Origin of the sequence: Salinisphaera dokdonensis CL-ES53 (assembly GCF_040361215.1) — a bacterium.
Lineage (GTDB): Bacteria > Pseudomonadota > Gammaproteobacteria > Nevskiales > Salinisphaeraceae > Salinisphaera > Salinisphaera dokdonensis.
The window spans coordinates 392,322-404,524 of record NZ_APND01000003.1 but is presented as its reverse complement, the minus strand read 5'-3'; the positions used below and the strand labels follow the sequence as shown (position 1 = coordinate 404,524).

Here is a 12,203-nt window from a genome sequence, read left to right as displayed (position 1 = left end):
TGCCCGATGTCAGGTGCGTTGCGCATTGGTCGGGCGCAGACAGCGGCCTGCCCGGGAATTCTGGCCTGTCGGTTCCAATAAGAGCCGGGTATGAGCTGCAGGTCAAGTGCCTGCGCGGATCAGGCGGCTGCCCCGAGTCGGGTTATTGGGCAGCCGCCCTAGCGTCTAGCGAAGACCCGCTCCGAGCTACTCGTCGAGAAAGCTTTTCAGGAACGTAGCGCGAGACGGATGCCGCAGCTTGCGCAGGGCCTTCGCCTCTATCTGACGGATACGCTCGCGGGTCACATCGAACTGCTTGCCGACTTCCTCGAGCGTGTGGTCCGTATTCATGTCGATACCGAAACGCATGCGCAGCACTTTGGCCTCGCGCGGAGTGAGGCTCGCCAGCGTGTTGTGCGTGGCTTCGCGCAGCGATTCGCCGCTCGCCGAATCGTCCGGCGCGACCGCGTTGATGTCCTCGATAAAATCGCCCAGATGCGAATCCTCGTCGTCGCCGATCGGGGTTTCCATCGAGATCGGCTCTTTGGCGATCTTGAGAACCTTGCGGACCTTTTCTTCCGGCATCTCCATGCGCTCGGCCAGCTCGTCCGGCGTCGGTTCGCGCCCCATCTCCTGGAGCATCTGGCGCGAGATGCGGTTGAGCTTGTTGATCGTCTCGATCATGTGCACCGGAATACGAATGGTGCGCGCCTGATCGGCGATCGAGCGGGTGATGGCCTGGCGAATCCACCACGTCGCGTAGGTCGAGAACTTGTAGCCGCGACGGTATTCGAACTTGTCGACCGCTTTCATCAGGCCGATGTTGCCTTCCTGGATCAGGTCCAGGAACTGCAGGCCGCGGTTGGTGTACTTCTTGGCGATCGAGATGACCAGGCGCAGGTTCGCCTCGACCATTTCCTTCTTGGCGCGGCGGGCCTTGGCCTCGCCAATCGACATCTTGCGGTTGATTTCCTTGATGTGATTGACGTTCATCCCGTTCTCCGCCTCGATTTCGCGGATTCGGGCCTGGGCGCGTACGAGCTCTTCGCGGCGACCGGCAATCGTGGACGAGTAGCGACGCTTGGCGCGGATCAGCTTGTCTAGCCAGATTTCGCTGGTGAGGTTTTCCGGCAGCTGGCGCACGAAGTCGCGCCGCGGCATGCCCGCCTCGGTTACGCAGATCTGGAGCATCTCGCGCTCGATGCTGCGGATATCCAGCATCGTGGTGCGCAGCTGCAGGGTCAGGTCGTCCGCGGCCTTGGGCACCAGCTTGAAGCGCATGAAGTGCGTAGCCAGCTTGCTGAGCGCGCCTTCGGTTTCTTCGTGCTCGCGACCGTGGTTGTCGAGCGCCTTGACCGCGCTGTTGTGCAGGGTCTTGAGCTTCTTGAACTGGGTCTTGGCTTCTTCCGGGTCAGGGCCATCGTTGCCCGGTGCGGAACCTTCTTCGTCCTCTTCTTCGGCGCTCTCGTCCTCGTTGACGATAGGGTCGCCGGTATCGGGATCGACAAAGCCGACGAGCACGTCGGTCAGGCGCTTCTCGCCGGAGTCGACCAGGCCCCAGAGCTCGAGCAGCCGTCCGGTGGTGGCCGGGAAGTAGGCCAGCGAGAACATCATCTCGGCCAGGCCTTCTTCGATACGCTTGGCGATCCGGATTTCGCCCTGACGATCGAGCAGTTCGACCGTGCCCATTTCGCGCATGTACATGCGCACCGGATCGGTGGTGCGACCGAACTGCGGATCGAGCGCTGCCAGCGTGGCCGCGGCTTCTTCCGCGTCGTCGTCATCGTCTTCGTTGACGGTGTTCTCGGACAGCAGCAGGCTGTCGTCGTCAGGCGCGGACTCATGGACAGTGATGCCCATGTCGCTGATCATGTTGACAATATCTTCGATCTGTTCCGGATCGACGATATCGTCAGGCAGCGTGTCGTTGACCTCGGCGTAGGTCAGGTAACCCTTCTGCTTGCCGTGGGCAATCAATAGCCGAAGCTGAGATTTCTTGTCTTTGCTCATGTGCTCTGCTGCGTGTTTGGGCTCGTGGGGCGTGGCGAACGCTGCGATAACCGGCCATGGTAACAATTCGAACTACCGAGGGCGACTTTCGAACCTCACCGTCGGCTTGAAGATCAGTCGGACTTGCGACGAAGACTCCAGAGTTTCTGATGCAATTCCTTCAATTCCTGCGCTTCGGCACCGTCCAGCGGACCGCGCGCTTGGGCCGCCACCAGCGCGTCGTAACGCTGCCTCAGCGACGTCTGGGACGCTGTCTTCGCGCCCAGATGCGCGATTGCTTCATCGAACTCCCGCGCACGGCTTTCGTCGTCGCCAGGCGGTGTGGTCGCTGCCAGTTCCTGTAACCGGTTGAAAAACCGATGATCGCGATAGCGCTCTAGCCATTGCGATACCGATACACTTGGGGTGCGTGCGAAAAACTCAATCGCCTGCGCCAGAATCGCCGTACCCGGACTGTCGCTTTCGCGCAGCGCGGCGGGGTCCGAAACGTGTCCGGCCAGCGCGGGATCGGCAAACAGCAGACTCATCGCACGGCTCACCGGCGTTACTCTAGTCTTTTGTTCTGTAGAAGCTTTATCGGCCGTCGCCCCGCTCTTTGAAGGCGCACTGGCGTACATGGCACGCAGGTCGTCCGCGGGCAGTCGAGCGAGGCTGGCCAATTCGCCAATCAGCTCGGTCCGAAAGGCCTCGGGCGGCAGGGCGTTGACGTATGGGCGCGCTTGTTCGATGAGCGTGGCGCGCCCGTCCGGCGAATCCAGCGATACACCATCGGTCAGTGCATCGATCAGCACAGCAGAGGCCGGCCGCGCCGCGTCGATAGCGGCTTGGAAGCGTTCCGCCCCGTCCTCGCCACGCACCATGGAGTCCGGATCCTCGCCGTCGGGCACGAACAGGAACTTCACGCGCCGGGCGCCGCGCATCACTGGCAGGCTCTGGTCGAGCGCCTTGCGGGCGGCGCGTACGCCGGCGGCGTCACCGTCGAAACAGAACACCACTTCCTGAGTATGCCGAAACAGGGTGGTCAGATGTGATTCGGTGGTAGCCGTGCCGAGCGTGGCCACGGCATTGGGAAAGCCGTGCTGGGCGAGGGCGATCACATCCATATACCCCTCGACCACAAGCAGGCGCGGCAGTTCGCGCATCGCCTGGCGCGCCTCGAACAAGCCGTACATATGATCCGACTTGTGGAAAAGAGGCGTCTCGGGCGAGTTCAGGTACTTGGCCTTGTCGTCACCGAGGGTGCGCCCGCCGAAGGCGATGGTGCGCCCGCGCGTGTCGCGAATCGGAAACATCAATCGATTGCGAAAACGATCGAAGAAGCCGCCGCTGTCGCGCTCGATGATCAGCCCGGCGCGTTCGGCGGCCTGGCGGTCGCGCAGCTGGCCGGTCAGCGCGTCCCAGCGATCCGGCGCGTAACCGAGGCCGTACTGCTTGGCCATCGCGCCGCTCACGCCGCGGTTCTTGAGGTATTCGATGACGTCGGGCGTACGTCGCAGCTCGGACTGGAAGTAGCGGTCGGCCAGCGTCATCGCATCGAACAGGGGGTCGCGCGGTGGGCCGGCCGGGGCGCTGTCCTGTGCGTCCTTGGGCAGCTCCAGGCCGGCGTTATGGGCCAGCACCTCGACGGCGTCGCGGAACTCCAGCCGGTCATACTCCATCAGAAAGCTGATCGCGGTGCCGTGCGCGCCGCAGCCAAAGCAGTGATAGAACTGTTTCGTCGGCGAGACTGTGAACGAGGGGGATTTCTCGTCGTGGAACGGGCAGCAGGCGGCGTATTCGTGGCCGGTTTTTTTCAGTGACACGCGCGCATCGACCAGCGACACGATATCCGTGCGCTCGAGCAACTGGTCGATGAAATCCTGCGGTATGCGCGCCATTGGCGATCCAACCTCTCTAGAGCGCAGCAGTGTGCCGGCGCGACCGAGGGACATCGCGGCCCGATCGCGCCAACGCGCGGGTATCGGGTGGCCCACCGGCCAGTCGAAGCGTCCCCGATTCGGGCGGGGCAGGCAAGCGCCGGATCAGTCTCGGTTACTGCAGCCGGGTCTTGAGGCGCTGGCTGACCACGGCCATGTCGGCCTGGCCCTGCAGCCGGGGCTTGAGCACGCCCATGACCTTGCCCATATCGCGCATGGAGGTCGCCTCGGTTTCCGTGATCGCGGCTTCGATGGCCTGGTCGATCTCGGCTTCGCCGAGCTGGGTCGGCAGATAATGCTCGAGCACCGCTATCTCGGCGGCTTCGGCGTCCGCCAGCTCGGGGCGATCGGCGTCGCGGTACTGCTGCTCGGCATCGCGACGCTGTTTGACCATCTTCTCGATCACGGCGAGCACATCGGCGTCGGCCAACTCGCTGCGCTCGTCGACTTCGCGCTGTTTGACCGCGGCCATGAGCATGCGGATCACGGCAAGGCGTTCCTTGTCGCGGGTGCGCATCGCGGATTTCATGTCGTCCTGAAGCTGTGCTTTAAGGCTCAAGCGCGTTCTCCTGTCGAAGATATCTTCCTGACAAACAAAAACAGCGGCCCTGAAGCCGCTGTTTCATGCGTCGGTCTTAAGCCGCGATCAGTACTGGCGCGTAAAGCGCTGCTGCTCGCGCTGGAGCTTCTTGGCATGCCGCTTGACCGCCGCTGCGCGCTTGCGCTTGCGGGTCTGGCAGGGCTTTTCAAAAAACTCGCGACGGCGTACTTCGGTGACAACGCCCGCTTTCTCGCAGCTGCGTTTGAAGCGACGCAGTGCGACTTCGAAAGGTTCGTTTTCTTTGACGCGTACGCTAGGCATTGAGCAATCACTCTCCGGAAAATTCAGTGGTGTTCAAACCAGCCATGGGCATATCCGAGACCCGGCGGCTAGAATAAGGCGATGAAGTCTAATCCCTGCGGGTCCCTTTTGCAAAGAAAAAACGTCATCCTCGGTATCGAGAGTTCCTGCGACGAGAGCGCGGCTGCGATCTACGACAGCGAGCGTGGTCTGCTGGCCCATGCGCTGCATAGTCAGGTGGCTCTGCATGCCGACTACGGCGGCGTCGTGCCGGAGCTCGCATCGCGCGATCATATCCGGAAAACGCTGCCGCTGGTCGAGCGCGTGATTGCCGAGGCCGGCACGCCCGAGCTCACCGGTATCGCCTATACCCGTGGGCCCGGATTGGTGGGCGCATTGCTGGTCGGCGCCTCGATTGCCGCCGGACTGGGGATGAGCCGCAATCTGCCGGTGCTTGGCGTACACCATATGGAAGGCCATCTGCTGTCGCCCATGCTGGAAGACGATGCGCCGGACTTTCCCTTCGTCGCGCTGCTGGTGTCGGGCGGGCATACCCTGCTGGTGAAGGTTGACGGCGTAGGTCGTTATCGTCTGCTGGGCCAAAGCCTGGACGACGCGGTCGGCGAGGCGTTCGACAAATGCGCCAAGATGCTGGGGCTTGGCTATCCCGGCGGGCCGGCGCTGGCGGCACTTGCCGCCGAAGGCCGGCGCGATGCACATGCCTTCCCGCGGCCGATGCTGAAACGGCCCGGCCTGGATTTCTCCTTTTCGGGGCTCAAGACCGCGGTAATGCTGGCGGTCAAGGCCGCGCCGGACACCCGCGCCGCGGCGGCCGATATTGCCGCCAGCTTCGAACAGGCGGTGGTGGATACGCTGGTCGCCAAGTGCGCACGAGCGCTAAAGGCCAGCGACGCACGGCGGCTGGTCGTGGCTGGCGGTGTGGGCGCGAATCGCTGTCTTCGCGCCGCGCTCGCCGATCGCGCCGCCCGCGATGGTTTCTCGATTCATTTCCCGCGTGCCGAGTTCTGTACCGACAACGCGGCGATGATTGCGCTGGTGGGTAGCCTCCGGGCCAGCGAGATGAAGCGGGGCATTGCGCCGGCGGAGGCGGCCGCGCGCTGGCCTCTGGATACGCTCGAGCCGCCGGTCGCGCGGTCGGTAGCCTAAGCGGCCACGCTCAGCCAGAAGGTCAGCGTGAGCATGGCCAGCAGGGTCTGGCCCGTGATCACGGCGGCCATCAGCTCGCTGTCTCCGCCGAGTTGGCGCGCCAGGATGTAGGCGGAGGTGGCTGTCGGCACTGCCATGAACAGCAGGGCGACATGCGTGGTCTGGCCGTCGAGGTCGATTAACCGGGCCAAGGCTAGTGCCGTGGCTGGTAAAGCCGCGAGCTTGATGGCGGCAGATAGCCAGAACGCGCGCCCGCTGCGCCAGAGCGCGCCGGGCCTCAAAGCGGTGCCCACCGTGATCAGGCCGAGCGGTAACGCGGCGCGTCCGAGCAACTCCAGCGTGGGCTCGGCGATGGCCGGCAGACCCATGCCGCTGATATTGAGTGCGATGCCGATGGCGCAGCCGAGGATCAACGGGTTGCGCAGCAGCTCGCGCAGGCTGCGCCCGATCCCGGCACGGCCGAGCGTACCGGAGGCAACAAAGCACAGTACGCAGAATACGTTGATGGTCGGGACCAGCAGTGCGATAGCGACTGCGGCGACTAGGAGGCCGTTGCTGCCATGCAGCGCTGCAGCTCCGGCCAGGGCCACATAGGTGTTGAAGCGCAGCGCCCCCTGGAACAGCGACGTGAACGCGGCGGCATCGAGCCCCAGACGTGAACGAGCTGCCCATAACAATGCGGCGAACAGCAGGAGTGGGCCCAGCACCACCGTTGCCAGCGGCAGCAGCGCCACGCGTTGCATGTCGGCGCCGGCGAGCGTGGCGATCAGCAGTGCCGGGAACAGCAGCGTGTAGATCAGGCGTTCTGCGCGCGGCCAGAAATCGCCGCCGGGATAATCTCGCCAGCCAAGCAGCGCGCCCAGAGCGATGAGCGCAAAAAGCGGGGCGAGCGCGGACTGGACGACGAGCATCGGTGCGATATCGAAAACGGGCGCGCCAGTATCGCATGCGCATAATGGCGTCGATCCCGTGCCGGACGAGGCTCGCCCGCTCGATTGGGCGCGCCGGCTGGAGACAGAGAGATCGAAAGCCGACCCGGGGCGGGTCATTGCAGTGCTAAGCTCGCGCAATCAGCATAGCCACACGGGTCACCCGCCGCGGGCGGCCTGCAGGTCGTTATTTGGGAGGCGGCTTGGACACGATTTTCATCGAGCAGTTGGGTGTCGACACGATCATCGGGGTGTACGACTGGGAACGTGCTTCGCCCCAGCGGGTTTATATCGATCTCGATATCGGTTTCTACACGCGGGATGCGGCGGCCGACGACGACGTCGCGCAGACCCTCGACTACAAGGCTGTGGCCGACCGCGTGGCCGAGTTCGTGACCGCGGCCCAGTTCAAACTCGTGGAGACGCTGGCAGAGGAAACCGCGCGCGTGCTGCTTGCCGAGTTTGACGTGCCGCAGGTTGCCGTCCGGATCAACAAGCCGGGCGCGCTGCCGCAGGCTGCCGGCGTCGGGGTGCGGATCTTCCGGCAACGCGAGGCATGAGTGAGGTTTTCGTCGGCATCGGCAGCAACGTCTCGCCGCATGCCCATGTTCGCCTCGCCCTGGACTTGCTCGAGCGCACATTCGGCGCGCTGCGGTTGTCGCCGATCTACCGCTGCCCGCCGGTCGGCTTCGAGGGCGCCGATTTCCTGAATCTGGTCGCGGCGTTCGACACGGTCAGCGACCTCGACACCGTGCACATCCAGCTGCGCGATATCGAAGCCGCCTGTGGGCGCGACCGCACGGTGCGCCGGACCTCGCGCACCATGGATATCGACCTGCTGCTGTTCGGTGACCGCATCCAGGATGATGAAACGCTGTGCCTGCCCCGCGCGGATATCCTCGAATATCCTTTCGTTCTGCGGCCACTCGCCGAGCTTGCGCCCGAGGCGCGCCACCCCACGGTGGAGCGCACCTATCAAGAGCTCTGGGCCGCGTTCGAGCCGCGCGACCTGCCGCTCGAGGCCGTGGCGCTGGACGCCGACGCACAGCTGTCCCTGTAGTTACAGATGCGCATGGCGTGCACAGGCCGTAGTGCATAAAACAGCAAGTCTGAAGCCAGGCTGTCCTGTCTGCAGTCGAGCCGTGTCACGCGAGCGCCATGTCGGCGGTGCAGGTTGCACCGGGGGAATCGGCTCTCGACGCCCCGATTTGGCGCCGAACCGTCGCCTGCTAACGGACAAATAACGGCTTGCGCGCTATAGTGCCGCCCCATCGTGGCGGCCTCTCGCTCGCGCGAAAAATATCTCTAATTCAGATTCCTGCCCGGATTGGTCTATGGAGTGGTATCAGATGGTGGTGCTTGCCGTCGTGCAAGGCATCACCGAGTTTCTGCCGATTTCGAGTTCTGCGCATCTGATTCTGGTGCCGCATTTCCTCGGCTGGGACGACCAGGGTCTGGGTTTCGATCTCGCCATGCATCTCGGCACGCTCGTTGCCGTGCTCGCCTATTTCCGTACCGACGTGGCCAGCCTCTGGCAGGCCTGGGTGCAGTCGATGACCGCGCGTCGGCGCGACAGCGAAGTGGCCATGGCCTGGGGCCTGATCCTGGCTACGGTCCCGGCGATCGTGTTCGGCGGGATCATCGGGCTGATGGGCGAGGAGATGCTGCGTGTGCCGGGCATCATTGCCACGACCAGTATTGTTTTCGGACTGTTGCTGGGCTGGGTCGACATGCGCGCACCATGCAAGCGCGAGCCCGAGCAACTCGGCTGGCGTGCCTATCTGGCGATCGGTTTCGCTCAAGCCGTCGCCCTGATTCCCGGCGCTTCGCGTTCCGGGATGACCATCCTCGGCGGTCGCGCCTTCGGTCTGAACCGCCAAGCCGCCGCGCGCGTGGCTTTCTATCTGGCGATCCCGATTACCACAGCGGCGATCGCATTCGAGACCATGCTGCTGCTTCAGAATCCGCTCGAGGATGCCTGGGGCTCGATGGCGATGGCTGCGGTGCTCGCCGGCGTGAGCGCATTCGCCGCCATCCATTATTTCCTGCGCATGCTGCAGTCGGTGGGCATGATGCCGTTCGTGATCTATCGCGTGGTGCTCGGTATCTCGCTGTTCGCGATCTTCGGTTGGTCCGGCTGATTTCGAACCGCTAGCGGCGCCCTATGGCGCTGGCGATCGCGGCGACGCGTTGCTCGTGCAGGGCCTTGCCGATCTCGGGGCCGCGCAGGCCGGATTCGGCGATCGGCCGGGCATCGATGGCGTTGGCGGCAGCGAACGCTGCGCGTGCGATGAGTGGCTGATCGTAGCCGCGCTGCTCGAAACCCAGCCGGCCACGTACGTCGGCCTCGCAGACCGCGATCAGCACGTCCAGGCGTTCCGGCCGTCGGAAGGCGTCGATGCTTTCAAAGAGTTCCAGCATGGTCGCCGGCCGCAGCTCGTGCATGCGATGCACATGCGTATGCCAACGCGCGACCAGTGCGGCGGCATCGCGCAATGCCTTCGGCACGCCCAGACGTGCGCTGCATTGATCGGCGAGCGGCACGCCGGCGGCTTCGTGGCCGCGATGGCCGGGTAGCACATGCGCCGGGGTCAGCGCCTTGCCGTAGTCGTGGCAGACCGCAGCATAACGCGCGGCGAGCGGCGCGCTGGCGGCTGCGGCCTGGCCGAGCACGAGCAGGGTATGCACGCCGGAATCGATTTCGGGATGATGGCGCACCGGTTGGATCACCCCGAACAGGGCATCGAGCTCCGGGAACAGACGCGCCAGCGCGCCGCACTCGCGCAGCAGATAGAAGAACAGCTGCGGCTCGTCGTGCATGAGCGCGCGCTCGGTCTCGGCCCAGACTCGCTCGGGTACCAGGTGATCGACTTCACCGCTGGCGACCATCTCGCGCAGCAGCGCCATCGTCTCGTCGGCCACCCGAAAGCCCAGTGGTGCGAAGCGGGCGTAGTAGCGCGCCAGGCGGAGCAGGCGGACGGGGTCTTCGACGAAAGCGGGCGAGACGTGGCGCAGCACCCGGTCTTCCAGATCCGAGCGGCCACCGCAGGGATCGACGACCGTGCCGTCATCGGCTCGTGCGATTGCGTTGATCGTCAGGTCACGACGGGTAAGGTCGTCCTCCAGCCTCACGTCGGGCCCGGTATGGAACACGAAGCCGTGGTAACCACGCCCGCTCTTGCGTTCGGTCCGCGCAAGCGCGTGTTCCTCATGCGTTTCGGGGTCGAGAAAGACCGGGAAATCGCGGCCGACCGGGCGATAGCCGCGCTCGACCATGTCCTCGGGGCTGGCGCCGACGACCACCCAATCGCGGTCCGATACCGCAAGCCCTAGCCATTCGTCGCGCAGCGCGCCGCCGACCAGATAACGCTCCATGTCCGCGTGCGGCTCCTTATCGGTTGGCGGTTTCGTCGCCGTAGCGCGGCTGCACGGCGTCTATACGTTCATCCAGCGGCACGATTCGTTCGTTCAGGCGCGACTGGAACACGGTCATGTGCGACATCGCGCGCTGGACGTAATTGCGGGTCTCGGTATACGGGATGTTGGCGACCCAGATGGTCGGATCCATCGTCTCGTCGGGCAGCCAGCGTTCGATACGTCCGGGGCCGGCGTTGTAGCTCGCACTCGCCATGGCGATATTGCCGTCCCAGCGCTCGAGCATCTGTGCGAGATAACCGGTGCCGAGCTGGATATTGATCTCGGGCACCGTCAGCGCGCTGCTCGACGGGCGCGCGGCGTCCATGCGGCGTGCCACGAGCCGCGCCGTGCCCGGCAGCAGCTGCATCAGCCCCACCGCGCCGGCCGAAGAACGGATCTCCGGCTGGAACAGCGACTCGGTACGCATGATCGCGAATACATAGGCCGGGTCGAGGCCGTTGTCGTTCGCGAACTGGCGCACGGCGTTGTCGTAGGGCGTGGGATAGCGGATATCCAGATCGTCCCAGTAGTCCGACTTCGCCAAAGTGATGATCGCGCGCGAGTGCCAGCCCCAGTCGTGGGCGATACGCGCGGCCTGGGCGAGCGCGGCCTGATCGAGGCCGTCGATCACGGCATTCCATTCCTGCCCGGCCTGATGATCCATGCCGAGCGCGCGCAGTTCGCGGGCGCGTGCAAGTGCGGGCTTGCCTTCAACCCGGCCGCGGGCGGTGGCATCCACGCTCAGCGGGCGTTCGTTGAGGCTGTAGTCCTGACCCAGCGCGTCGGCGGCGAGATAGCCGTGGTAGGAGCGCTCGCGCGCCAACGGCGCGTAGATCGCGCGAGCCTGCTGCGTGCGGCCCATTTCTTCGAGCGCGCGGGCATGCCAGTAGCGCCATTCCTCTTCGCCGGCGATGGCCGGCGGCAGGTCGTTGATGGCATCGACCACCAGCGGCCAGCGCTGCTGATAGACCGCCGCACGGATCTCCCAGCCGAGCGCGTGGTCGTCCTCGGTCATGCGGGCATGATCCATACGCGCGAACCAGACCAGCGCCTGCGGCTTGTGCTCCTGCGCGTAGAGCAGGGCGACGTAGCGCTTCATCTCATGGCTTTGTTCGGCGTCGAGGCCGAGGCGTTCGACCAGCGGCGCGAGCAGATCGGAGGCCTTGTCGAGATTGCGAAGAGCCAACCGCTTGAAGGCATAGACGGCGATATCGCCGTCGAGGCCGGGCTGGCTGTAGCTCAGGTTCGCCGGCGTCTCGGCCACGCCGAGCCACTGGTCGGTGCGGGCGGCGACATTGGCAGGCAGTTTGCGGCCCAGATAGCGGGTCAGGCCGAACTGGCCTTCGAGTACGGCCAGCCGCGCACGGCGCAGGATCTCGTCGGGCCCGCGCAGGCCGCGTTCTTCGAGCCAGGCGAAGACGGGGTCGCAGGCATCGGGCCGGCTGCGGCCGACTCGCCATAGATCAAGAGCGGCGTCGGTCGGTGCCTGGCCGAGCTTGATTCGAGCATTAACGGCACGACAGGTCGCCGTGCTGCCATCGCTGTCGCGCGTGTTGTCGAGCAGCGTCGACCAGCGTTCGCGGCGCGCCAGGCTCGGTAGCCAGTTGCGGCGCAGGCTTTCGGCGGGCGGCAGGTCGGGGTGCGCGTTGACGAAGGACTGGATGCGGCCATCCAAGGACGTGTTCGCGCCGGTATCGAGGCGATAGCGCAGGTCGGCCGCGGTGAGATAGTCGTAGAGCGGGTAGCCCTGCAACTGCGCGCGCAGACCGGGCACGCTGTCCAGCCGACCCTGCTGGGCGGCGGCCAGTGCATCGCGGAAGGCGTCGCGCTGAGCGGTCGTCGCGGCAAGGCTGGTGCCGGCAAGCAGCAACAGAGCGGCCGTGGAAAACAGGCGCATGGCGGTGATGGCGTTGAAACGATTCACAGCGACGGAGTGTAACGCAC

The 12,203-nt window shown here is 65.0% G+C and carries 11 protein-coding genes; 4 read left to right on the top strand and 7 right to left on the bottom strand.

The genetic code is table 11. The annotated features are described in order from the left end of the window. Positions 1–186 precede the first annotated feature (186 nt). The 4 genes from rpoD to rpsU all read right to left on the bottom strand — a co-directional run bounded on the left by rpoD (position 187) and on the right by rpsU (position 4,767). Positions 187–1,989, bottom strand: a complete 1,803-nt coding sequence (rpoD, locus tag SADO_RS11430) for an RNA polymerase sigma factor RpoD (RefSeq protein ID WP_353111441.1) — start codon at positions 1,987–1,989, stop codon at positions 187–189. A 113-nt stretch (positions 1,990–2,102) separates the two neighbouring features. Next, the gene (dnaG, locus tag SADO_RS11425; protein ID WP_353111439.1) at positions 2,103–3,866 is read right to left on the bottom strand and encodes a DNA primase; all 1,764 of its coding nucleotides are present in this window, start codon (positions 3,864–3,866) and stop codon (positions 2,103–2,105) included. 154 nt (positions 3,867–4,020) lie between these two features. After that, positions 4,021–4,464 carry a GatB/YqeY domain-containing protein gene (locus tag SADO_RS11420; protein WP_353111437.1) on the bottom strand — a complete coding sequence of 148 codons (444 nt, stop codon included), beginning with the start codon at positions 4,462–4,464 and terminating at the stop codon, positions 4,021–4,023. An 87-nt stretch (positions 4,465–4,551) separates the two neighbouring features. Next, positions 4,552–4,767 (bottom strand): 30S ribosomal protein S21, encoded by a 216-nt coding sequence (gene rpsU / locus SADO_RS11415; RefSeq protein WP_006915178.1) that lies wholly within the window; start codon positions 4,765–4,767, stop codon positions 4,552–4,554. Between the two features lie 108 nt (positions 4,768–4,875). Here rpsU and tsaD point away from each other — a divergent pair, with 108 nt between their 5' ends. Next, positions 4,876–5,913 (top strand): tRNA (adenosine(37)-N6)-threonylcarbamoyltransferase complex transferase subunit TsaD, encoded by a 1,038-nt coding sequence (gene tsaD, locus SADO_RS11410; RefSeq protein WP_353111434.1) that lies wholly within the window; start codon positions 4,876–4,878, stop codon positions 5,911–5,913. Here the strand turns inward: tsaD and SADO_RS11405 are convergent. Beyond that, on the bottom strand, positions 5,910–6,824 hold the full coding sequence (locus SADO_RS11405) for an AEC family transporter (protein WP_353111432.1): 915 nt from the start codon (positions 6,822–6,824) through the stop codon (positions 5,910–5,912). The genes tsaD and SADO_RS11405 overlap by 4 nt on opposite strands. Before the next feature lie 221 nt (positions 6,825–7,045). On the opposite strand from SADO_RS11405, the gene folB reads away from it, so the two are divergent. From folB to SADO_RS11390, 3 genes are all read left to right on the top strand, one after another. Continuing rightward, a complete protein-coding gene (gene folB / locus SADO_RS11400) occupies positions 7,046–7,402 on the top strand; it encodes a dihydroneopterin aldolase (protein WP_353111430.1) in 357 nt (118 codons plus the stop codon). Next, a complete protein-coding gene (gene folK / locus SADO_RS11395) occupies positions 7,399–7,902 on the top strand; it encodes a 2-amino-4-hydroxy-6-hydroxymethyldihydropteridine diphosphokinase (protein ID WP_353111428.1) in 504 nt (167 codons plus the stop codon). Before folB ends, folK begins: the two co-directional genes overlap by 4 nt. 274 nt (positions 7,903–8,176) lie before the next feature. After that, positions 8,177–8,983: an undecaprenyl-diphosphate phosphatase gene (locus SADO_RS11390; RefSeq protein ID WP_353111426.1), complete on the top strand. Its 807-nt coding sequence runs from the start codon at positions 8,177–8,179 to the stop codon at positions 8,981–8,983. Between the two features lie 10 nt (positions 8,984–8,993). On the opposite strand, the gene SADO_RS11385 is transcribed toward SADO_RS11390, so the two are convergent. Beyond that, a complete protein-coding gene (locus SADO_RS11385) occupies positions 8,994–10,217 on the bottom strand; it encodes a multifunctional CCA addition/repair protein (protein ID WP_353111424.1) in 1,224 nt (407 codons plus the stop codon). 16 nt (positions 10,218–10,233) lie between these two features. Beyond that, on the bottom strand, positions 10,234–12,183 hold the full coding sequence (locus tag SADO_RS11380) for a transglycosylase SLT domain-containing protein (RefSeq protein ID WP_353111422.1): 1,950 nt from the start codon (positions 12,181–12,183) through the stop codon (positions 10,234–10,236). Positions 12,184–12,203 lie beyond the last annotated feature (20 nt).

Bases quoted from the DNA above. Each gene is read 5' to 3' on its own strand.
- SADO_RS11405 (WP_353111432.1), bottom strand. From the start codon at position 6,824: ATGCTCGTCGTCCAGTCCGCGCTCGCCCCGCTTTTTGCGCTCATCGCT.
- SADO_RS11385 (WP_353111424.1), bottom strand. From the start codon at position 10,217: ATGGAGCGTTATCTGGTCGGCGGCGCGCTGCGCGACGAATGGCTAGGG.
- folK (WP_353111428.1), top strand. From the start codon at position 7,399: ATGAGTGAGGTTTTCGTCGGCATCGGCAGCAACGTCTCGCCGCATGCC.
- rpoD (WP_353111441.1), bottom strand. From the start codon at position 1,989: ATGAGCAAAGACAAGAAATCTCAGCTTCGGCTATTGATTGCCCACGGC.
- SADO_RS11390 (WP_353111426.1), top strand. From the start codon at position 8,177: ATGGAGTGGTATCAGATGGTGGTGCTTGCCGTCGTGCAAGGCATCACC.
- dnaG (WP_353111439.1), bottom strand. From the start codon at position 3,866: ATGGCGCGCATACCGCAGGATTTCATCGACCAGTTGCTCGAGCGCACG.
- rpsU (WP_006915178.1), bottom strand. From the start codon at position 4,767: ATGCCTAGCGTACGCGTCAAAGAAAACGAACCTTTCGAAGTCGCACTG.